The sequence below is a fragment of the Thauera sp. SWB20 genome (genome assembly GCF_000831325.1).
GTDB lineage: Bacteria > Pseudomonadota > Gammaproteobacteria > Burkholderiales > Rhodocyclaceae > Thauera > Thauera aminoaromatica.
On sequence record NZ_JTDM01000020.1, the window covers coordinates 738,261 to 760,050 of the forward strand.

At 61.2% G+C, this 21,790-nt stretch carries 20 protein-coding genes and 1 pseudogene; 11 read left to right on the plus strand and 10 right to left on the minus strand.

The features are described from left to right. Window positions 1–32 precede the first annotated feature (32 nt). From tnpA (PO78_RS17155) to PO78_RS23240, 4 genes are all read left to right on the plus strand, one after another. A complete protein-coding gene (gene tnpA, locus PO78_RS17155; protein WP_012584785.1) occupies window positions 33–350 on the plus strand; it encodes an IS66 family insertion sequence element accessory protein TnpA in 318 nt (105 codons plus the stop codon). After that, window positions 350–709 carry an IS66 family insertion sequence element accessory protein TnpB gene (gene tnpB, locus PO78_RS17160; RefSeq protein WP_012584784.1) on the plus strand — a complete coding sequence of 120 codons (360 nt, stop codon included), beginning with the start codon at window positions 350–352 and terminating at the stop codon, window positions 707–709. The genes tnpA (PO78_RS17155) and tnpB (PO78_RS17160) overlap by 1 nt, the downstream gene beginning before the upstream one ends. Before the next feature lie 22 nt (window positions 710–731). Then, the gene (gene tnpC / locus PO78_RS17165) at window positions 732–2,477 is read left to right on the plus strand and encodes an IS66 family transposase (RefSeq protein ID WP_012584783.1); all 1,746 of its coding nucleotides are present in this window, start codon (window positions 732–734) and stop codon (window positions 2,475–2,477) included. Between the two features lie 70 nt (window positions 2,478–2,547). After that, the gene (locus tag PO78_RS23240) at window positions 2,548–2,898 is read left to right on the plus strand and encodes a hypothetical protein (RefSeq protein WP_043745437.1); all 351 of its coding nucleotides are present in this window, start codon (window positions 2,548–2,550) and stop codon (window positions 2,896–2,898) included. 249 nt (window positions 2,899–3,147) lie between these two features. Here PO78_RS23240 and PO78_RS22515 read toward each other — a convergent pair whose 3' ends face one another. The 6 genes from PO78_RS22515 to PO78_RS17195 all read right to left on the minus strand — a co-directional run bounded on the left by PO78_RS22515 (window position 3,148) and on the right by PO78_RS17195 (window position 8,896). Next, window positions 3,148–3,423, minus strand: coding sequence for an H-NS histone family protein (locus tag PO78_RS22515; RefSeq protein ID WP_082047853.1), 276 nt, complete (start codon window positions 3,421–3,423; stop codon window positions 3,148–3,150). Window positions 3,424–3,556: 133 nt separating this feature from the next. Next, the gene (locus PO78_RS22970) at window positions 3,557–4,939 is read right to left on the minus strand and encodes a hypothetical protein (RefSeq protein ID WP_156147837.1); all 1,383 of its coding nucleotides are present in this window, start codon (window positions 4,937–4,939) and stop codon (window positions 3,557–3,559) included. Window positions 4,940–5,347: 408 nt separating this feature from the next. After that, entirely contained in the window at window positions 5,348–7,162 is a 1,815-nt protein-coding gene (gene tnpC, locus PO78_RS17180) for an IS66 family transposase (protein WP_043741453.1), read from the minus strand. Window positions 7,163–7,184: 22 nt separating this feature from the next. Further along, window positions 7,185–7,544: an IS66 family insertion sequence element accessory protein TnpB gene (gene tnpB / locus PO78_RS17185; protein ID WP_043741456.1), complete on the minus strand. Its 360-nt coding sequence runs from the start codon at window positions 7,542–7,544 to the stop codon at window positions 7,185–7,187. After that, entirely contained in the window at window positions 7,544–7,861 is a 318-nt protein-coding gene (gene tnpA, locus PO78_RS17190) for an IS66 family insertion sequence element accessory protein TnpA (protein ID WP_043741458.1), read from the minus strand. The genes tnpB (PO78_RS17185) and tnpA (PO78_RS17190) overlap by 1 nt, the downstream gene beginning before the upstream one ends. A gap of 78 nt (window positions 7,862–7,939) precedes the next feature. Further along, complete coding sequence (locus tag PO78_RS17195; RefSeq protein WP_156147838.1) at window positions 7,940–8,896, minus strand: hypothetical protein; 957 nt, start codon at window positions 8,894–8,896, stop codon at window positions 7,940–7,942. 160 nt (window positions 8,897–9,056) lie between these two features. Between PO78_RS17195 and PO78_RS17200 the strand changes: the two genes are divergently transcribed. Then, entirely contained in the window at window positions 9,057–10,784 is a 1,728-nt protein-coding gene (locus tag PO78_RS17200; protein ID WP_197068797.1) for an MBL fold metallo-hydrolase, read from the plus strand. A 726-nt stretch (window positions 10,785–11,510) separates the two neighbouring features. After that, window positions 11,511–12,437, plus strand: coding sequence for a hypothetical protein (locus PO78_RS17205; protein WP_043745445.1), 927 nt, complete (start codon window positions 11,511–11,513; stop codon window positions 12,435–12,437). A 362-nt stretch (window positions 12,438–12,799) separates the two neighbouring features. Here PO78_RS17205 and PO78_RS17210 read toward each other — a convergent pair whose 3' ends face one another. The 4 genes from PO78_RS17210 to PO78_RS22975 form a co-directional block, all read right to left on the minus strand. After that, complete coding sequence (locus PO78_RS17210) at window positions 12,800–13,555, minus strand: hypothetical protein (protein ID WP_082047857.1); 756 nt, start codon at window positions 13,553–13,555, stop codon at window positions 12,800–12,802. Window positions 13,556–13,558: 3 nt separating this feature from the next. Beyond that, entirely contained in the window at window positions 13,559–14,167 is a 609-nt protein-coding gene (locus PO78_RS17215; protein ID WP_231570748.1) for a hypothetical protein, read from the minus strand. A gap of 68 nt (window positions 14,168–14,235) precedes the next feature. Then, window positions 14,236–15,378, minus strand: coding sequence for a hypothetical protein (locus PO78_RS17220; RefSeq protein WP_043745450.1), 1,143 nt, complete (start codon window positions 15,376–15,378; stop codon window positions 14,236–14,238). Next, window positions 15,375–16,325, minus strand: a complete 951-nt coding sequence (locus PO78_RS22975; protein WP_156147839.1) for a hypothetical protein — start codon at window positions 16,323–16,325, stop codon at window positions 15,375–15,377. Before PO78_RS22975 ends, PO78_RS17220 begins: the two co-directional genes overlap by 4 nt. An 837-nt stretch (window positions 16,326–17,162) precedes the next feature. On the opposite strand from PO78_RS22975, the gene PO78_RS17230 reads away from it, so the two are divergent. The 5 genes and pseudogenes from PO78_RS17230 to PO78_RS17245 all read left to right on the plus strand — a co-directional run bounded on the left by PO78_RS17230 (window position 17,163) and on the right by PO78_RS17245 (window position 21,671). Further along, window positions 17,163–18,863 (plus strand): IS1634 family transposase, encoded by a 1,701-nt coding sequence (locus PO78_RS17230; RefSeq protein ID WP_043745455.1) that lies wholly within the window; start codon window positions 17,163–17,165, stop codon window positions 18,861–18,863. Window positions 18,864–18,926: 63 nt separating this feature from the next. Beyond that, window positions 18,927–19,088: pseudogene (locus PO78_RS22520) on the plus strand (putative quorum-sensing-regulated virulence factor); the annotation flags it as partial. Window positions 19,089–19,335: 247 nt separating this feature from the next. Then, window positions 19,336–20,415 carry a tetratricopeptide repeat protein gene (locus PO78_RS17235; protein ID WP_043745460.1) on the plus strand — a complete coding sequence of 360 codons (1,080 nt, stop codon included), beginning with the start codon at window positions 19,336–19,338 and terminating at the stop codon, window positions 20,413–20,415. A gap of 19 nt (window positions 20,416–20,434) precedes the next feature. After that, on the plus strand, window positions 20,435–20,965 hold the full coding sequence (locus PO78_RS17240) for a hypothetical protein (RefSeq protein ID WP_043745462.1): 531 nt from the start codon (window positions 20,435–20,437) through the stop codon (window positions 20,963–20,965). Between the two features lie 22 nt (window positions 20,966–20,987). After that, complete coding sequence (locus PO78_RS17245) at window positions 20,988–21,671, plus strand: SOS response-associated peptidase (protein ID WP_043745465.1); 684 nt, start codon at window positions 20,988–20,990, stop codon at window positions 21,669–21,671. Window positions 21,672–21,790 lie beyond the last annotated feature (119 nt).

Here is a 21,790-nt window from a genome sequence, read left to right on the forward strand (position 1 = left end):
GCTTCGGCTTCCGTTTTTCGGGGAGCACGAGCATGTCGGAGCGCAGTACGTTCTGGTTGTCGCACCTGTCGGCAATCGAAGCCGAGGGCATCACCACGAAGGCGTACGCCGAGCGCGAGGGGCTGTCGCCGCAGGCGCTCTACCAGTGGCGCAAGCGCCTGGTGGCCGGTGGCCGTCGTAGCCGCGCCAAGCTTGGCGGATTCGTCCCGATCCAGATCGAACCCTCGATGACGCCCCGCGCGGGCTGCACGGTGGTGATCGACGCGCAGTTGCGGCTCGAATGCGCGATGCTGCCCGGCGTCGACTGGCTGGCCGCGCTGTCGGTGGCCCTTGCCGAGCGGGGGCGCTGATGCACCCGGGGCATTCGATCGGTGCGGTGTATCTGTACCGGCCGGCGATCGACTTTCGCAAATCCATCGGCGGACTGTCGGCACTGGTCGAGCAGGAGCTGGGGCTGAACCCGTTCGGCGACGCACTGTACCTGTTCATCAACCGTCGCCGCGACAAGCTCAAGGCGCTGTACTGGCACCGCAACGGCTTTTGCCTCTGGTACAAGCGGCTCGAAGCCGAGCGCTTCGCCTGGCCGGCGGCCGAGGCGGGCGAGCCCACCTGCGTACTGACGATGAAGGAGCTCGAATGGCTGCTTGAGGGCTTCGATCTGTGGGCGGCAAGGCCGCATAAAACGCTGCAATACCAATCAGTTACGTAGCGTGATCGGGTATAATTCCGGCATGCCGCAACGTACCGCCGCCCCTCGCTCGAACCCTTCCGTTGGCGTGTGCGCATCCGTCCTGGCCGAGCTGTTGCCCGACGATCCAGCAACGCTCAAAGCCTTGTTGCTGGCACAGCAGCGTGCCTTCGAGACGCGTGAAGCCGAACGGCAGGCAGCCTTCGAGGCCCGTGAGGCCGCACTCCAGAAAGTCTTCGATGCGCGGGAGGCTGAACGCCAAAGAGCCTTCGATGCGCGGGAGGCTGAACTGCAAAAGGCCTTCGAGGCACGCATCCTCGAGCTCTACGAGCAGCTTCGCCTGGCGCGTCGGCGCATGTTCGGGCCCAGCAGCGAATCGCACGCGGGCCAGGCCTGGCTCTTCGACGAGGCCGAGGCGCTGGCCGAGTCCGCACCCGAGGCGCTCGACACCGCAACCTTGCCGCCGCCGGCCACCGAGACGACGGGTGAGGCGTCCGCCGACACCGGCAAGAAGAAGGCGCGTGGTAAGCGCAAGCCCTTGCCCATCGAGCTGCCGCGCATCGACGTCGTCCATGACGTCCCCGAGGCCGAGCGCACCTGCGCCTGCGGCACGCCCATGGTCGAGATCGGCCAGGACGTCAGCGAACAGCTCGACATCGTCCCGATGCAGGTGCGTGTGCTGCGCCATATCCGCAAGCGCTACGGCTGCCCCGAGGGCGACCAGGCGCCGGTCACCGCCCGCGCCCCGGCGCAGGTGCTGCCCAAGAGCAACGCCAGCAACGACCTGCTGGCCTTGCTGATCGTCATCAAGTACGTCGATGGGCTGCCGCTGGCGCGTTTCGAGTACGTGCTCGCTCGCGCAGGCGTGCTTGTGCCGCGCCAGACCCTGGCGCGCTGGGTGATCGGTACCGCCCAGGCGCTGCAGCCGCTCGCCAACCTGATGCGCGACGTGCTGCTCGGGCACGACGTCATCCACATGGACGAAACCCCGGTGCAGGTGCTCAAGGAGCCTGGCCGGGCAGCCACGAGCAAGAGCCAGATGTGGGTGCAGCGCGGCGGACCGCCGGGCAAGCCGGTGGTCCTCTTCGAGTACGATCCGAGCCGCGCGCAGGCGGTGCCCTTACGCCTGCTCGAAGGCTGGAAGGGGCATCTGATGGCCGACGGGCTCGAGAGCTACGGCGCAATTGCCTTCACCGAAGGGGTGACCCGGCTCGGTTGCTGGGTGCACGCGCGACGTCGTTTCGTCGATGCCAGCAAGGTGCTGCCTGCCGGCAAGCGCGGCCGCGCCCACGAAGCGCTGGCCCTGATCGGCAAGCTCTACGCCATCGAGAAGGACGCGCGCGAACTGAACGACGCCCAGCGCCTGGCGCTACGCCAGAGCAGAAGCCGCGCCGTCATCGACGAACTGCGCCGTTGGCTCGACCAAGTGCTCCCCACCGTGCCGCCCACCTCGGTGCTCGGGGGTGCCCTGGGCTACCTGCATCGGCAGTGGCCGCGTCTGACGCGCTACCTCGAGCGCGGCGATCTGCCGATCGACAACAACCCCGCCGAAAACGCCATCCGTCCCTTCGTGGTCGGGAGAAAGGCATGGCTCTTCTCGGACACTCAGGCCGGTGCGCGTGCCAGCGCACTCCTCTACTCGCTGGTCGAAACCGCCAAGGCCAACGGCTTCGAGCCGTATCTGTGGCTGCGCCACGTGCTGCGCGCCTTGCCCACCGCGACCAACGTCGAACATTTCGAGGCCCTCCTGCCCTGGAATCTCAAGGCTGAGCAGTTGATCACGGCGTAAAGAGCCCGGGAAGGATGGGGTTCGTGGAGCGCTTACGCTCGAGTAGTGCCCGCTGAACCCATGCTCACGCTTGAGCGTGGTGTGGATCACCACGCCGGAGACGCCCTGCGCGAGCCACTGCTCGACCAGCGGCCGGTACGCGGCAATCGAGGACTGGGCCGTCGCCGGCAGCTTCGGCTGCCCGAGCGCGGCGGCGATCTCGGCGTCCTCGGGCAAGGGCCGCTCAGGATCGAGCCAGCCCTGGGCGCGAGCCAGCTCGCGGAACCGGGCCGCCTTGCTGCGCCCCATCAGTTTCGAGCGCGCGATCTCGCGCTCGGAATCGCCCTGGCGCATGCGCATCAGGGCCTGGCGGTACTCGTACATCTCGATGCTCCTGCGGGCCACCGCCTACCTCCTGCCGAACAAAAAGGCAGCAGGATAGCGATGGACCGGTCAAGGTCGAGACGTCCGTCAGAGTGGAAGTGGCTCCATTACGCCGATCCGGCGCTGGCCTCTATGTGCCGATCCGCGACTGGCTCCAATATGCCGATCACGGACTGGCCTCAATGTGCCGATCACGCGGTGGCTCCATTGTGCCGATCATCAACTGGCTCCAATGTGCCGGTCGGTGACAGACGGCTCGCGGAGGGTCGGTTTGAGCGCGGTGTGAGCCCGAAAAATTACTTCAGACCTAGATGGAAAAATCCTCGCGGTTTTTGCCGTCGAGCCAACGAGGTGCACGACCTCGCCCGCTCCATGTCTCACCGGTCTCTGGGTTGCGATACTTTGCGGCGGCGGCTTTAACGGGCGATTTTTGCTTGCCGAAGAGCTCATCGACCGTTAGATCGTAGGTTTGAATGAGGCTTCGGGCGCTGCGCAGTGCGTCATCGCGCTCAGACTTCTTAAGTTCTGCGATCTTCTGTTCAAGGGCTTCTTTCTGGGCTAGGAGTTCTTGCAGGGTTGTCATTATTGTCTCAGGTGATTGAGTACGATATTCCATCAGTAGATGGGTGACCAAGGAATAACACTTCAGTACAGGTCTCGCTTGAAGTGTGCATCGTCACTATGCATCGAGGGAAAGGCTCGTTCCGCATTCTACATCAGAAATCCATATGCATAAGGTGCAGAAGCCTCTGTGCAAGACTTCCGGAGTCGTGAATGCGTACAAGCGCCCAGTTGAAGCGCTCCTCTGCATCCAGGGAGTCGGGTGCGCTTTCCAGTGCAGCGACGGTTTGCTCGAGACCGTGTCGTCCATGCTGATTCATGATCAGTTTGCGCTTTGTCGCTGCGGTTATTTTCCCAGTCAGAAGTGCTGTTGCATGTTCTGGTGCAGTGCCCCACAACCACCTCGCCACGAAGTCACCTTCTGGTTCGTCCAGCCACGGGGTGACTGTATCGACGAGGTTAAGACTGAGTTTCTCAACGATGGAGAACCAGCTTGGGCGGCCTGCTGGATTTGCTCGATACCAATTGAGCAGGGCGGTTTGATAACGCTCGGGCAGCAGTTCGAAGAGGCTGAACGCTGCCCTCACGGCACGCGGACTCAGAAGCTGAAAGAGCTCTGAGGGCTGGGAGCGATCGAACAAGTGCTTTCGTAACGGCATTCCCTTGAGCATGAAGGTCTGTACGCCGGTGAGCTCGCCAGGGGAGCGATGTCCTGTGTGCCCTTCGCCATCCGAGGCGAGACTCTCGAGCAAAGAGGACAATGGCCGGGTGAGGGAGCCTTCCCGCCAGTGTTCGATGAGAAGCTCTTCGGCCCAGTGATTGGTAAGGGCAAATCGCCACCATGCTGAAGGTATCGCCCAGTTCTTCTTTTCTGCACGGAGGATGAGAAGAGGAATCAGGATGTCCGGTACGGTGGCCGGGATCTCTTGAAATCTGTCGGTAATGACTTCGGCGTGCTGCAGAAGCTGATATGTTCTTGCGGGAAAGTCGAGGTTGGAGTCCTTTTCAACGGCCAGGCTCGCGATGCTTGTCCAGTCGATAGCCTCAGGAAGCGCAGCCCACCCTGGGAAGAAGGCGGCCCAGGCATCAGGCAGCTCGACTGGTGACCTTGCCAGGGTCAGGCTCCATCCCCAGCAAGCGCTTACCCAAGCACCTTCCGCGGCGGAAGACGCTACGGATGACCACGGTTGGGGGTCGAAGCTTGCTCGGGCGAGCCTGCGCAAGACGGTGGTGGCCAGCGCTTCGGCGGTGCTCATGGATAAATCTGCTTGGGGCCCCTTCTGCCCGATGATGCAAAAGAGCGCCTCAGCCGCGCCGATACTTGCAGCGTTGTCTTGGTAATGTTCGATGAGGTTCTTCAAAACCTCTTGAAGTTCTTCTGTCGTCAGTAGGCTCAGTGCATCCATCGCGAGGTGTGCTCGAGTGTGCTCAAAACACAGCGATCCCCATTGCTTGTGCGAGCCGGTAAGGACCATCTGGAGCAGATCATCTCGCGCGACCAAATCCCGCAGGAACCGTGGCGCATGTTCAGCTTCCATGAGCGCCGCATCCGGAGGAGCGGTTTCCCCAGCGAGAGAGGCAGACCGCTGAGCTCGGAACTTTTCTTTCAGGCGTTCTGCCATCTTTGAGCGTACGGCTGGGTCGGCTTCGTCCGCCAACGCGGAGATGAGTGGGTCAGCGCTCGGTGCAAGCGTCCTTTCGTGCAGTCGTCGACGGCCGTCAGTGGTGAGGGGGGTGTTCCACTGAATGTCGGGATCGGTGAGCCAGCTATGTACTACTTGGTGGAATGTTTCTAGTTCCTGGACTGGTTTCTCGAAGTGCAGTTTCAGGAAGGCCGCTCCGGCACGGCGGCTTGTGGGGTCTGGCAGGGCGCTACGTCCAAATCTGTGTGCGAACCTGCAGATCGCAACGTAAGCGCTCCACGAACCCCATCCTTCCGGGGCTCGCTACGCTGTGATCAACTGCTCAGCCTTGAGATTCCAGGGCAGGAGGGCCTCGACGTGTTCGACGGTGGTGGCGGTGGGCAAGGCGCGCAGCACGTGGCGCAGCCACAGGTACGGCTCGACGTTGTTGGCTTTGGCGGTCTCGATCAGCGAGTAGATGAGTGCGCTGGCACGCGCACCGGCCTGGGTGTCCGAGAAGAGCCATGCCTTCCTCCCAACGACGAAGGGGCGGATGGCGTTTTCGGCGGGGTTGTTGTCGATCGGCAGGTCGCCGCGCTCGAGGTAGCGCGTCAGTCGCGGCCACTGCCGATGCAGGTAGCCCAGGGCACCGCCGAGTATCGAGGTGGGCGGCACGGTGGGGAGCACCTGGTCGAGCCAAGCGCGAAGCTCACCGATGACGGCACGGCTTCGGCTCTGGCGTAGCGCCAGACGCTCGACGTCGCTCAGTTCGCGCGCCTCCTTCTCGATGGCGTAGAGCTTGCCGATCAGGGCCAGCGCCTCGTGGGCGCGACCACGCTTGCCTTCGGGCAGCACCTTGCCGGCATCGACGAAACGACGGCGTGCATGGACCCAGCAACCGAGCCGGGTCACCCCTTCGGTGAAGGCAATTGCGCCGTAGCTCTCGAGCCCGTCGGCGATCAGATACCCCTTCCAGCCTTCGAGCAGGCGCAAGGGCACCGCCTGCGCGCGGCTCGGATCGTACTCGAAGAGGATCACCGGCCTACCCGGCGGGCCACCGCGTTGCACCCACATCTGGCTCTTGCTGGTTGCCGCCCGACCGGGTTCCTTGAGCACCTGGACCGGGGTTTCGTCCATGTGGATGACGTCATGCCCGAGCAGCACGTCGCGCATCAGGTTGGCGATCGGCTGCAGCGCCTGCGCGGTGCCGATCACCCAGCGCGCCAGGGTCTGGCGCGGCACGAGCACGCCCGCACGGGCGAGCACGTACTCGAAACGCGCGAGCGGCAGCCCATCGACGTACTTGGTGACGAGCAGCATCGCCAGCAGGTCGTTGCTCGCGTTGCTCTTGGGTAGCACCTGCGCCGGAGCGCGGGCACTGACCGGCGCCTGATCGCCCTTGGGGCAGCCGTAGCGCTTCTTGATGTGGCGCAGCACGCGCACCTGCATCGGCACGATATCGAGCTGTTCGCTGACGTCCTGGCCGATCTCGACCATGGGGGTGCCGCAGGCGCAGGTACGCTCGGCCTCGGGGACGTCGTGGACGACGTCGATGCGCGGCAGCTCGATCGGCAAGGGCTTGCGCTTGCCGCGCGCCTTCTTCTTGCCGGCGTCGACGGGCGTCTGGCCAGACGGTTCAGTGGCCGAGAGCGGCAGGGTCGCGGTATCGCCCGCCTCGGATGCGGATGCGGCCAGCGCTTCGGCCTCGTCGAAGAGCCAGCCCTGGCCCGCGTGCGATTCGCTGCTGGGCCCGAACATGCGCCGACGCGCCAGGCGCAGCTGCTCGTAGAGCTCGAGGATGCGTGCCTCGAAGCCTTTTTGCAGTTCGGCCTCGCGGGCATCGAACGCTTTCTGAAGCTCGAGCTCACGCGCATCGAACGCTTTCTGGAGTTCGACTTCGCGGGTATGGACGACTTTCTGGAGGTCGGCCTCGTACGCCTTGAGGGTGGCTTCCTGCGCGCGTCGAAGCGTCTCGAACTGGACTGTAAGTTGGGTATTGAGTTGCGTCTCGAAGGCACGCTGCTGGGCCAGCAGCAAGGCTTTGAGCACCGCCGGATCGTCGGGCAACTGCGCGGGGAGGACGGACGCGCACACGCCGACATTGGCATTCGAACGAGGGGCGGCGGTACGCTGTGGCATGCCGGAATTATACCCGATCACGCTACGTAACTGATTGGTAATGCAGCGTTTTATGAGGCTTTGCCGCCCACAGGTCGAAGCCTTCGAGCAGCCACTCGAGCTCCTTCATCGTCAGCGTGCAGGTGGGCTGGCTCGCCTCGGCCGCCGGCCAGGCGAAGCGCTCGGCTTCGAGCCGCTTGTACCAGAGGCAGAAGCCGTTGCGGTGCCAGTACAGCGCCTTGAGCTTGTCGCGGCGGCGGTTGATGAACAGGTACAGCGCGTCGCCGAACGGGTTCAATCCCAGTTCCTGCTCGACCAGCGCCGACAGCCCGCCGATGGATTTGCGAAAGTCGATCGCCGACCGGTACAGATACACCGCGCCGATGGTGTGCCCCGGATGCATCAGCGCCCCCGCTCCGAGAGCGCCGCCGACAGCGCGGCCAGCCAGTCGACGCCGGGCAGCGTCGCGCACTCGAGCCGCAGCTGTGCGCCGATCATTACCGTGCAGCCCGTGCGGGCCGTCATCGAAGGCTCGATCTGGATCGGAACGAATCCGCCAAGCTTGGCGCGGCTGCGGCGACCGCCGGCCACCAGGCGCTTACGCCATTGGTAAAGCGCTTGCGGCGACAGGCCCTCGCGCTCGGCGTAGGCCTTCGTGGTGATGCCTTCGGCCTCGATCGCCGAAAGGTGCGACAACCAGAACGTGCTGCGCTCCGACATGCTCGTGCTCCCAGAGAAACGGAAGCCCAAGCATGCGGACTCACCCGGGGCTACGTAAGGATGGGGTTCGTGGAGCGCTTACATCGCAACGATGCTACGCGGGGTGTCAAAGACGTCTTGATTCCTAAAGCCGTCTAGCCAGGCTTCTAGTTGCGCTGGGCCGAGTCGGGTGTCCAGATGCGTCCGAAGCCGGTTGAGGATCCAGGTGATCAGTCGGGTCCGCCAGTCTCGGTAAAGCACAAATCGATATCTGTTAGCCCCGCCGTCAAAGGCAGAGAACGCGCTGTTGGTCAGTGTGCGCAGGTTCCTCTCCTCCAGGGTGTCGAGTTGATAGTCCCACTCAAGCACCTCCTTCCATCCCGCAGCTGGTCGGGACGGCAGGTCGAACGGTGCGCAGATCAAGATCGGACACTCCGGGTTTCGGCTGGAGAGGACCAATAGGTCGCGATGGCCGTTGTCGCGGTTGAGGTTGATGCAGATAGGTGAGGGCTTCTGCAATCGCTCGGAGAGTGTCGACAGGGCGGTCGTGCTAACGCACTCGAATGGACTGAGTGCATTGAGGCGCGCCCAATACAGATCACGCCCCGTGCCTGGCGGGAAGTACAGCCAGGAGACGCCATTCACTGTCGTCACAAGGGTCTGCCCAGGCGTGGTACGACCAAACCATGGAGCTAGGTGCTTTTCGTCGAGATCCTGCTTGCCGACCAAGCAGCCGAGATCGCAAGGCCCCTCCCGACTCAGATCGAGTGGCGGAAGCTCGGGAAAATCTTCGAAGTAGTAGGGAAGGTGCGCTGACTCGGCACTGTGAACGCCGAGCTCTCGTGGGTCGCACTTCAGGAGCTCTGCGAGCTTGTTCGTGAAGTCGATGCGTTTGGCCCACCAGGTCGCTGCACCTTTGTCCAGCTGGCCAAGTTTGACGCCCAGTGATCGAGCCGAAGGCCATTCAAGTCCAGGGTAGCGGTGCCTGAGTTCCTTACCAAGCGCATCGAAAGAGCTGACCCCCTCCTTCTCCATCCAAAGCTGAAGCATTCCCACGCGACCGTCCTCCGTCTGATGTACGAATCGTAGGACAAATTCAGCCAAGATGCATCGTTTAATGCAACGTTGCATTCCATTGCACAAAGCGTTGGAGAAACTGCATTGGCTCACTAGAGTGGGTGCCGCAAACACATTTCTTCAACGCTAGGAGATGCACATGGAAATCCGCTTTGTTGGTCCTCTCGGGAAAGTCACTGGTTCATGCACTTGGATGCGAGACCTGGTCGAGGGATGGAACTTCTTGGTCGACTGCGGGATGCAGCAGGGTGAGTACGACGAGGACACCTGGAATGCAGGCACGCGCTGGCCATTTGATCCGTTGGAACTGAAGTTTGTGGTCCTGACGCACGCTCATATAGACCACTCGGGCCTCTTGCCACTGCTCTACCGCCTCGGATTTGACGGCGAAGTGTGGTGCTCGGAGGAAACGGCCAGGATCGCTCAGATCCTTCTGCGCGATGCCGCTCGGCTTCCTGGATCGCGCTATGACGAACCCGATGTCGACAGGATTCGTTGGCGCACTCCTGGTGGGAAGACCCAGTTGGGCGGATATCACCGGCTGGATCAGGATCTCTTGATGCGTTTCTTCCGTAGTGGGCACATCGTCGGTGCGACGAGCGTCACCATCCTTTGGGGTAAACCAAAGTCGGGAGGGCAGAAATCGATTGTGTTCTCGGGCGATGTGGGGCCAGGTGCGGAGGACCGCGAGGTTCTTCCATTCTTACGCTATCCACAGAACCCTGCGCCGGCTACATATGCCGTACTGGAGTCGACTTACGGCGGTGTTGTCCGGGTCGCAAAGGGCGAACGAAACCCTGAGGCGAGGCGCGAGAGGCTCTCCAGGCTGCTCGATAGGATTCTGGAGACGGGGGGCACGCTCGCGATCCCAGCCTTCTCAGTTGGCAGGACGCAGGATTTGATGTTTGATCTGCACATGGTCGTCGCGAACGATCCTGTCCGCTACCGCGCTATCCGGTTCTATATGGACTCGCCGACGGCGATGCAGGTAAACGGGATCACACTTGATGCATTGAATCGCACCCAGACAGACGCGCGTACGGGCAAGGTACGGCCGGTTTGGCTTGGGAAGCAACTCTTTCGAGACCTCGGCCTACAGTGTCACGAGCCGGAGCATGTTGATTTGGTTCTCGAAGTCAGTCGGATGACACTGAGCATCGATCGGGCCGAAGGTGATCTCGCTGCAGCTTGTGGCAACACGATCGCGACACGCTGGCGTTCGATCTTTACTCCTGTCGGCAACCGCGAGGCATTGGTCCGCGAGGTTACGAAGGGCCCAAGAGTCGTGGTGATGAGTTCTGGAAGTGGAGACGGGGGCCCCGCTGCCTCTTGGTTGCCCTTGGTCGTTAGAGACAAGCGCAATATTGTTGCGATGAGTGGTTACTGCGGCAAGGGCACAATCGGGAACGCATTGTCGGCCTTGGAGTCCGTCCCCCTGGATCAACGTCGTCTTCAAGCAGGGAGCCTGACGTGGCGGTCACCGGATGGTGGAACTGGAAGCTCTGTTCCGTTGAGCGACGTTCAGGCACAGGTCTGCCATCTAGAGGGTTACTCGGCGCATGCCGATCAGAGTGACTTGGTCGATTGGATGTTCGAGAACCACAAGGGGATTCTGAAGCAATCGATTGCTCCGACTATTTTTCTGCAGCATGGGGACGATGAGCAAAGAGGTAGTCTTGCGCGGGCCTTGGCGAAGAGGGCTGATGAGTGGAACTTGGAGGTGGACGTCCTCCTGCCAGATGATGCGAGCCAATGGTTCGACCTCGATCGCGGTGGAGCCTCTCTGCGGGTCGCCGAAAAGCGAAAGGCGCTCGAGGCTCAAATCGCGAGTCTTCAGAATGCACTAGCAAAGTTGAAGGCGGCGTGACCCGAGGCAGATTGCACTTTCGTGCGGGGCAGACGATGGCTCCGCCTCCACGATTCTGCAATCTGACGAGCTTTTTCCCTGATCAAGCTCCAATCGTGGGTGGAGTCGAACGACAAGGAGGAGCAGAGTCCCCTGTTGTGTCCCTGTCGAACACTGCGCCGATGTTGGCCCATCTCGCAAGGGACCTGGAGGCCCCAGTCACCTTCCAAGCCAGAATCCTTAGTGTTGAGCGCTGCTCCTCTCGCGCTATGGAGTCGGTGGGTTCCTGCGCAGCAGGTACCCTTCGCCTGCGAAGCAGGTTGGACTGCTTCCGCAGGAAGTTCAACAGGCTCCGCAGGAGCTTGGTCCGGCTCCGCAGGAGCTTCAGGGGCCCGGTAGGGCCGGTCATAACTAACTTGATCTTGTTTCGAGTGCCGATGGGGGGGTGTGAGGATTCGCTTTTAATCAGAAATGGAAAGTTTTTCAAAGAGGAAATACTAAGCTCTTGAGCGCCACGGTTCTCGTCGAAATGCAATATTGAGTTCGAGAGCGCTGGGTGCGGGTGTCGGAATCTGTTTGCGTAGTGGGCACAGAGTGTAGCCAAGCCCTTTGAGTTGCCTTTTCAGAATCTTGAGCTTGTGGTCTGCTGAATCGGCTCGCCGAATTCGGCTATCTGCACTTTTCTTTGAGCTATAGCGCGCTATCGTTAGCATCTCCTGCGTAGTAAGTTCAATCCAGGAGAAGAAGATGAGCGCGTTGAAGAACTGCAGGATCTGGTCTGTTGGCGAGCCGAAAATTGAAATTCAATTTTCGGCCTCGAGGGTTGTAGGTCGGGAGTGCGTCCTGAACTTGCCTTGGGAAGGCCAGTTCTCTGTGCTGATAGATGATCTGCGGTCGAAGTTGTCCGGCGGCCAGATCAAGGTCTCGAGCGCAGCCGAGCTGACGCGTGCTTTCGAGGCTCTTTGCCAGAGTGTTGCGCGCGGAAGCAATGGCTACGTCAATGTAAAGCGTGCGGGGCCCGGGCCAACTGAAAAGAGCATCCGAATCAAATGCAAGGCGCGAAAGGAGTCTCAAGGTGGCGAGATGCCTGAGGCTCAGCATACGATCACAGTGCCTGTCAGTCAGGTCGTCGCGGTCGGGCGCAAGCTTTACTTGGCCCGATGGGTTGCGAAGAAAACCATTCGTGAAAGGGTTTATAAGGAGAAGGGCTGGCCAATCGTTCAGGGTGAGTCGATCTGGCCCGAGTCAGAGCGAGTCTGGGCGGAGATCTTCGCAGGGCCTTTCGCCGCTTTTGAGCGCATGGAGCGTGAGAGGGCGGAGATGGAAGAACGCTCGCGCAGCCATCAGGCCACAGAGGTAAAATTGATAAGAAGGACGGTGGAAGAAACCGCGCCCGATCAGGCGGAAATTGAGCGGACGCAGCGGTTGGCTCTGAAGCGCGAGCGTCTTCGGCTAGCTCGGCTGGCGAAGCAGGAAACGATCTCGCATGTGACCGTTGAGCACGACTGGTGGACGCCGAAGCGGGTCAGGCGTTTGGGCACGTTTTTTGTGAAACACACTAGCCGGCTTGAGAACGTAACCCTCCGCTACGCAGGAACGCGCGTGTACATCATTACGGAAGATGGGGAGAGAATTACGACTCGGAAGAATGTCCGGATTATTGTTCCGGACTGAGGTTTGATGACATCTTCGATAACGCAGCCTTGAACTATGCGCCATGCCTGCCGCCGTCTCGTCGTCCTCGCTGAACTTAAGCTTCGGAAGCGAGATGGTTGGTGACAAGCTGGGCGCGTTTGCGCGCAGTCATCTGTCGGTGAGCGAAAACCGGTAGGGACTAGCGTCGTTCGGATCGGAAATGGAATGAGCGGAGCATCAAGCGTGCCCCATGAGTGATCGTTCTTGTTCCGCTGGGCGCCACCAGAACGGAAAGTATGATGGTTGCCGCTGGAGGCGAGGGCACGTGCTGCGTCGTCACGCGAGTGACGCGCGTGGATCACGCCTTCCGTCTGGAGGTAGCGGCAGGCAGGTTATCGGCCTTAAAGGAAATGCAGCAGGAGCCTGCCTATAGAATTAGTCATATCTCGCGCGAAAGTGGCAAGCCATCGGTGAGACTCTTCGCCAAAGTGAGACTCACTGAAGCCGTTGCGTGAGTTCGCAACGGCATTTGTCAGTGTAGGAATGGCATTGATGAACTGCTCTGGGTAGGGGCCTTGCGCCTTGAGTTTCTCGCTGATGTCGTCCTTCACCACCCTGCAAAGCTGGATGAGGTCTGTGAGGTTGGCCTTGTCGGGAACATGCCGGCGCACGTATGCCTTGTAAAGGCCCTCCAAGCAAGTGTAGGCCAAGGTCGTCGCGCGGTTGAACTGCTGGGCATCAACCGCGTGGTCGATGGCGCTGAGGCTGTTGTTGAGTTTCTCGGAGTTCCAGAGATCCTGTGGGACGACGGTCGTCGGAACGGCCTTGCCTCCACCAAAAATGATGGCTCTGATGGCCTCAACCTCTTCCTTGGCGTGCGGCTCAAGCTCTTCAATAAAGAGGCGGAAGAGCTGAAGCCGTTGTTGCTCCTCCAAGGCCTGGATGACATCCCAGTAGAAGGATTTTCTGGATGTGCTCTTGCCTTGGCTCTGCCTGAGTGGAATCAACTGCTCGTAGTTGGGAGAACCGGGGTCAATCTGCTGAACCATCCGGAGGAAGCTCGGCCCGCTGTAGTAGGTCGGGGTGCCGCTCCTGTCCAAGAGGATGAAGAGGCGGTTGTATGCCGCGATCCAGTTGATGGAAGAGCCTGGCTGCATGCTCTAGCTCTTGCCGTTGGGGAAGGACTGGCGAAGCAGGGGAAGAAGGTCCGATGTATGGTCAGTCGGGATCTTGGCCGTGCCGTTGTTGGCTAGGTGGATAGACATGATCTTGCTTGACGCAGTGAGCTTGACCTGAACCTTCTCTAGGACGTACCGCTTGCCTCCTACGATATTGTCAATGGCTTCGCGCACATCCCTGTTGCCCTTCAGAAGAATTTTTCCCGTGATGCCTTCTTCAACTTCAACACCAGAGAGTTGGAGGGAGTCCACCAAGATCTTCTGTCCGAGGATATTCTGAAAAGAAGCGACCCAGTCGTGGACGTTGACGGTAAGGGGGGAGACAACCAAGTTGAAATTGCAGGCTTGAAGCAGGCGATTCACGAACTCCTTGATGCTTCGTTGGCCGTTCCTCACTTCGATGTAGGGAAACTGGGCAAACAAGGTAAAGTCTGTTGAGCGGTAGCCAGTTCGTTCAATGATCGCTTCCTTTCCGAAGGGGTCCGCATTGACTTCCTCGTAGATGAATTTCTCGATAAACCGCGCTTCGATGAAGTCATCTCGTACACGCTCGACAGCGAAGCCATCCATGCTCTCTTCGGAGAAGGGCATGTCCTTGAGCGTATTCCCAATGGTTCGTATCGAAGAAGGCCACTGCGCATTGAGCCATCTGACCCTGTTCATGCTGGCGCCCCCTGGGCTTGACCTTCCTTCGCCTCGGCTTCGGCTTGTGCTTTCTTGCGAAGCTCCTTAATGGTGTTCGCCGCGGTGTCTTCGATAATGCTCAAATAGTTCTCTTTTTTTTCTGCCTCCACTGGTCGAATAGTCTTCGTATATTGCTTATCAACCATGTTGTAGGCCCCTCGGACAAAGTACTTGAAGCCCTTCCCCTCCAACGGTTCTTCGAAGGCTGCTTCAAACTCGACCATCGGGTGAGGGGGCGTCGCCAGCATCGAACGCCAGATGATGGATGTGATGAAGAAGCCTTTCTTCTTCAGGCTCTGGTACTCATCTGAGGCAAGCAATGTCTCCCCTTTGAGTGCAACGTTCTTCACCAGTGCCAGCGCCTCGTGCTTGGCTTCCTCGGTGTCTTGGTCTTCATCAAAATCAAGCTCACCTTCCTCTGGCCCCTGCTTCAATCGCTCCACCTTGACGCTGGTGACATTCTTCAGAGAGAAGCCCTTGAGCTTGCTGATGAGGGTCGTGAAGAACTCAGTGCGTAAGGCAGGAGATTCGAACTCACCAATCTCGATGCGGATGGTTGGGATCTCCTTCTTCCGCTTAATGTCGAGTTTATCCTTCAGTTTGCCAAAGACCTTTTTGGTTCGGTCGTTGGCTGGCATGCGGATGGTAGTCTTGTCCTTCTCGATGTGGAACTCAATCGCTGCTTCTTTGGGAGTGCGCTGGACAAGGCGCGTCTTGCCGTAGTCGATCTCCGAATACTTCACGTTAGCTACGACCTGGTCGTTGCCCTTAGAGTGGTGGGTCACTCGTTCATCGGCAGGCGACTCAGCGGTGTACTCCTTCAGTACCTCCTTGATCTCTTCCATCGTTAGGGCTTCAGGGAGAATGACCGATGTCAGCTTTTCCTGCCGTCCAGAGTGCTCCCGCTGTTCAAGTAGGGTGTTAAGGTCGTGGAAGTCGTGAGGGAGAACCGAGATGGCGCTGATAAGGTCTTCTCGGCTGTCCTTGGCTGAGTAGAAGATGCCTCTATCCTTCGCTATTTCTAAAAGAACCTTCTCGCTGATTTTCTGTTTGGCCGACATCAAAGCATCGAAGATTTCCTTGTCGGTCGCGCAGTATTGGAGTGTGTTCTTGATCATTGCCGTGACAACTCCAACTCACAGAAGCTGGTGCGGACATGCTCCAGCTTACCCAAGTCAATAGCATCAAGGATCTGCTTGATTTCCTCACCGCCTTGGTAGTCGGAAATGTACTGATCCTTCGCCTTCGCGAAGTTGGCGGACGAATTCGGGTGGGGGTCAAGCAGACGGATGGTAACTTCGGCTTCTCCTGTGATTATCTGATAATGCATTAGATATTCGATCAGGTAGAGAAATTCATCCACGGTGTGACCTCGTTTCCTCATGAACACCACAAAACCCTTCTTGTTGCTCTTCTTTGGGTTCACGTATGAAAGAATAATCCAAGGTGCGGTGAGCATCTCCAAGGTTGCCGCCTTCGCGTGCTCAAGCTGAACGTTCTTCTTTCGCACTAGGTGAGGATAGAAGAACTTGCAATGATCTCGCTCGGGAAGCACTCCGGCCCCTCCACGGAGATGAATGATTTCGTGGTGAACGTTATTTAACCAGAAGATCTCTTCAGGTCCAAAAACAACAATCTTTGAACCTTTTGGAATATCCAGGTTGTCACTATTCACCTTATCGAGAATCTTGGAGAAGTCCTTGTCGTACTCTCCATCATGGTTGTAGACAAATAGCATTCCATGAATGTTGGGCGAAATATTGGGATGAACGAACTTGTCGCTGAACTCTTGACTAGTTTCTGCGCAACTCAGGGTCTTCGCAAGGCTCTCGATTGCCTCTCGGATGGCGCCGGCAGTGATTGAGCCTTGGGCGTAGCTTTTGAGATCGCAGTTCAAGTATGTGCGTGACTGCGAGTAGGGCTCGTCATACCAAAAGACAAAATCAGAAGGATGAGTCTTTACCTCATGCCTACCTCGGTTCTCGCACGGCCAATTTAGATTTGTGTGCTCCATGCGCCCCCAAAGAAACTCTTGGAAGATTCCCTTGGAGAGTTTTTCAGCCATTTTGGCAATGTTTATTGTCTCAGCCATAGATCCCCTGATTTCGAAACGTCGGCTTGAGGCTGACCACGACCATCATGAAGGCCCGCTGAAAGTGGCCTGGTTTAGTAACTTCCCCGACATGACAGTCTGGCGCGTTCTGACACGGGCTGATTTTATGCGATTGGGGAGATGCCGGCGAGGTTCTCTTGGTGTGTGGTTGAAGGAGGAAGCAGGATCTGAGGCATCTCAGTGCGAGCCGGAGAACACCGTGGCAGCTGGGCGCGAGTCCGGTCAATGACGGCTCCGGCCACACTCCTACTCGGGGGAAGTCGCTTTGGATGCCCGACCTGGGCTGCTTTCCGCCCTTGAACTCGTGCAGGCACGGGCGGGTGCAGTGGCCGGCTAGACCAGAGCGGGCCCCCGGATCTCGGAGGCAGCCGACCCGATGGGATTTGGCTTGTGCGGCCGGTTACAGCTCATGCCGGCCGTCTGGCGCAGGTGCGGTTAATGGCCGGTCAGGCCGACAACTCGCCGGCCGCCGCTTGAGATCTGCTGCAGGGCCCAGTTTCGGTCTGGCGGTAGAAGCGTCGAGGACGTGTTGGTGTCGAACGGCAGAGGCACGATGAACCCTGAACTGCTTGAACTGCTGCTTACCCGTGAGATGCCCTTCGGTAAGCACAAGGGCAGGACCATTGCCGCCGGGGTTCGACACTTAACCCCGATTTTCGCCCCTTTTCGGAAAGTGCCTTCAGCACCGGCGCGGGTTTCAAGGCCATGATCGCAAAAGTGCTGTGGTGGCACGTTTGTAACAGCCACCTTCAAACTTGACGAGGCCTTGCGCCTAGGTAAAGTGGCGGCATGCACGTCAAGCTCACCACCTCCGGAGGCCGCCGCTACGTCCAGCTCGTCGAGTCCTATCGCGACGAGGCGGGACGAGTGAAGAAGCGCACCGTCGCCACGCTCGGGCGCGCCGAGCAGGTCGATGGTTCGCTCGACGCGGTGATCAACGGCCTGCTGAAGGTCACCGGCCGCGAGCCGATGGGCGCCAAGCCGCCGGCACCCACGGTGTCGTTCGAGTCCGCGCGGGCACTCGGTAACGTGTGGGCGCTGACCGAGCTGTGGAAATCGCTCGGCTTCTCGGGGCTGCGTCGGGTGTTCCGGCGCACGCGCCGCACCACGGACGTGGAAGCGCTGATCCGTCTGATGGTGCTCAACCGCCTGTGCGATCCGGAATCCAAGCTCGGCGTGCTGCGCTGGGTACAGACGGTGGCGCTGCCCGACTTCGGGCCGAAGGCGGTGACGCACCAGCAGTTGCTGCGCAGTCTCGATGCCCTGATGGACCATCAGGATGAGGTCGATGCGGTGGTCGCCGAGCTGCTGCGCCCGCTGATCGACCAGGATCTGTCGGTGGTGTTCTACGACCTCACCACGATCCGTAGCGAAGGACTCAGCCAGCAGGCCGGCGACGTGCGCCAGTACGGCATGGCCAAGGAAGGACTGATTGCTCGCCAGTTCATGCTGGGTGTGGTGCAGACCGCCGAAGGGCTGCCGATCTACCACGAGGTGTTCGACGGCAACACGGCCGAGACGCGCACCCTGTTGCCCACGCTCACTAAGGTGCTCGAGCGCTTCCCGTCGGTGCAGCGCCTGGTGCTGGTGGCCGACCGGGGGCTGCTCAGCCTGGATAACCTCGAGGCGCTGAAAGCCGTGCGCCTGGCCAGCGGCAAGCCGCTCGAATTCATCGTCGCGGTGCCGGGCCGCCGATACAACGAGTTCATCGAGCTGCTCGAACCCTTCCACGAACAGCAGTGCGCCACCGCCACGCAGGAAGTGATCTCGGAGCAGGCCTGGAGCGCGCTGCGGCTGGTGGTCGCGCACGATCCGGTGACGGCCGCCACGAAGACCCAGCAGCGCAACGCGCGTATCGACGCGCTGATCCGTCAGGCAGACGAATGGTCGGGCAGGCTCACCGAGCAGGACGAAGGCGTGAAGCACCGGGGCCGCAAGCTCTCGGACAGCGGCGCCAAGGCACGCTTCTACCATGCGGTCAGCGAAGCGCACCTGGCGCGCATCATCAAGGTGGATCTGGGCGAGGAGCTCTTCAGCTACCACATCGACGACAAGGCGAAGCGTCTTGCCGAAATGATGGACGGCAAGCTGCTGCTGGTGAGCAACGCCGAGGGTCTGTCCGCGCAGAACGTGATTCAGCGCTACAAGTCGCTCGCCGACATCGAGCGCGGTTTCAAGGTGCTCAAGTCCGAGATCGAGATCGGTCCGGTATATCACCGCCTGCCCGAGCGGATTCGAGCGCATGCGTCGATCTGCTTCATGGCGTTGATCCTGCACCGGGTGATGCGCAGCCGGCTCAATGCGGCCGACGCGGGCTACACGCCCGAGCGCGCGCTCGAGCAACTACAGCGCATCCAGCACCACCGGGTGCGTCTGAACGGTGGCGAGCCGGTGACGGGAGTGTCGACGCTCAGCACGGAGCAGAGTGAGGTGCTTCATGCATTAGGAATCGAAAAACCAGCAGCGCCGGAGCAGCTGGCGCTGTTGTAGTGGCATTTTTGAAAGTGCGCTCTAGCAAAAACAAGCACTTGCGGGCGTAACTGTCGAACTCGGGTTGCCGACCTGCCCGGGCACTATCTCGCGTGGTTCGCAAGGCAGGGCTTGCCATCCGGGCAGCTCGGGCAGTTGCTGGCCCTGATGCATGAGCTTGACCACAACAATCTGGTTGGACTGCTTGAGCCACTGCGCAGGCGTGGTAAGGGTGCGCGTGACTAGATGGCGTAGCGCCACATGTGGGCTGTTTTGTCCCCAGCCATCGGGGATAGAGGTGTGAGCGGGCTTGTGGATAAGTGCCGCGATCCGATGCTAGCCAAGGAAGTGCGAACCTTGCCTATTGATGAGGCACTGGACCGTTCGCTGCTCGGGCGTCAGTTCGCACGGTGTACTGCGGGCGAGGCGCGGGCTTCCGTATGAGACAATCGCGACCGCATACTTGCTCTTCTTACCACAGCCTGCCCGACTGATGACCACCCGCCAAGCCCCCGAAATCTTCCAGATCCCGCTCGACGACCTCGATCCGGCGGGCCTGCCGCCGCGCGGCACGCCCGAGTTCGAGCAGGCGGTGATCGGGCGCTACGCGCTCGACTACGCGGCGCGCGGCTGGCAGGCCGTGGTGGCGGTCGATGACGCGTTCGTGCGCGTGGTCGCGGTGCCCGAGCGCGGGGTCGAGCCGAAGGCCTACGTGTTGGGGCTGCTGCAAAACGGCTTCCTGGAGGATGCGCTGCCGGTGCTCGAGGCGCTCGACGGCATGCTCGACGACGCCGAGCTCGCCTACAGCCACGGGCTGTGTTTGTCCGAACTGGGGCGGCCGGCAGAGGCGGTCGCCCCGCTGCAGCGGGCGGTCGAACTCGACCCCACGCACGCGAACGCGTTCATCGCGCTCGGGGTAGCGTTCGCGCGCACAGGGCGCGCCGATGAGGCGGCCAACGCGCTGCGCGACGCGGTCAAGCTCGAGCCCGAGAACGCCTTCGCGAAGCGCAACCTGGCGGCTGTGCTGATGCGGTCCGGCCGGGCGGCCGAGGCGCTGCCGTTCTTCCGCCAGGCGGCCAGCCTCGCGCCGACCGATCCGGGGGCGCAGCTCGGGCTCGCGCAGTGCCTGGAAGAACTCGGGCCGTCGCACGTGAAGGAAGCGGCCGAGCAGTACAAAGCGGTGGTCAAACGCTTCCCCGATCACCAGGCCGGCGAGATGGCCGAGGAGGCGCTCACGCGTATCGGTCACGAGGAGATGCGCGCGGCGGTCGACGGCGGGCTGCGCATGGATGCGGTGATGTACATGCAGGCGGCGCAGGACCGCTTCGCCCAGCTCGACCAGGCGAAGGTCGGGCAGATCGTGATGGAGATCGCGCTGCTCGGCCGCAACGGGCTCGAGATCAACAAGCCGGCGGTGCGCTACACGCTGCAGAACCTCGAGGGCGAGTTCTCCGGCCTGGCGCTGCTGGCGTACATGCACGTGGGTTTTCGCATGTTCGACGCCAAGGGCGACGCAGGGACCGGGCTCGATCGCGAATACGAGGCGGCGGTGAAGATGCGCCGCAAGCCCTGAACCCGGCGAGGATCCCGACATGAGCCAGCTCCCCGAACGCTACCAGGCGGCGATCGCGCCGCTGATCGGCAAGGCGCGCGAACTCCTCGAGCAGGGCGAGGCGCTCGCGCCGATGGCCTTCGTCGGTAACTTCACCACCGGTGCCACGATTCCCACGGCGCTCGTCATGCGCTCGCCGGCCGACAAGGACGCAGCGGCGCGCGCGGTGAAGCTGCTCGCCGAGCAGCTCGACGCCGACTTCGTGTTCGTGCTGATGGAGGCCTACAGCCTGCGTGCCGACAAGGTCGGCCGCTACGAGGAGATCCTCGACGAGTACGGCTCGCTGGCCGACTGCCCGGCGAGCTGGCGGATCGACGTGGTGAGCCTGTCGCTCGAGACGCGCCACGGCGTGTGGGTCGCCCAGGTGCCGATCAAGCCCAAGGGGATCAGCAAGAAGAAGCGCACGATCGGGGCGCCGGAGTTCCGGCACTACACCGAGGTGGAGGGGCGGTTCACGGATCTGCTGCCGGTGAAGGAAGGCGAGGGCGGGCCTTCCGGCACCCTGCACTGAGGCAGCCGGGGAGGGCGCGCGCATGTGCGGTCGTTACGCCCTCTACGGTCCGGTCTCGCGCCTGCGCGAGGCCTTCGACGCGGTGCCCGAAGGCTTCGAGTTCGAGCCGCGCTGGAACGCGGCGCCGATGCAGTGGCTGCCGGTGGTCCGGCAGCGGTCGAACGGCGAGCGGGTGATCCACCGCCTGCGCTGGGGCCTCGTGCCGTCGTGGGCGAAGGACGAGACGATCGCCACCAGGTTGATCAACGCGCGCGGCGAGTCGGTGGCAGAGAAACCTTCGTTCCGGGCGGCGTTCCGCCGCCGGCGCTGCATCGTGCCGGCCAACGGGTTCTACGAGTGGCAGCAGCTCAGTGACCAGCAGGGCGGCGGCAAGCAGCCGTTCTACATCCATCCGGTCGCGGGCGAGTTCTTCGCGCTCGCCGGGCTGTGGGAGCGCTGGACGAGGCCGGCCGACGGCGAGGAGCTCGACACGTTCACGATCGTCACCACCGAGGCCAACGCGGCGATGCGGCCGCTGCACGACCGCATGCCGGTGATCCTGGCGCCAGGGGATTACTGGGCGTGGCTGAACGGGGCCACTGCGGCCGAGCAGGTCCAGGCGCTGGTGAGGCCGTGTCCCGAGGCGGCGCTGACGGTGTATGCGGTGGGGAAGGCGGTCGGCAATGTGCGCAACGAAGGCGCCGGGTTGATCCAGCCGCTCGTCTAGCTGCCCTGCTTTCCGTCGCTCGCGAGTTACGCGTGATTATCGAGTATCAATGGCCGCATCCAGGCCGCCAGTCACGCGGCGACCGAGCTGCCGTCGGCGCGTTCTCATTGTGGGAGAAT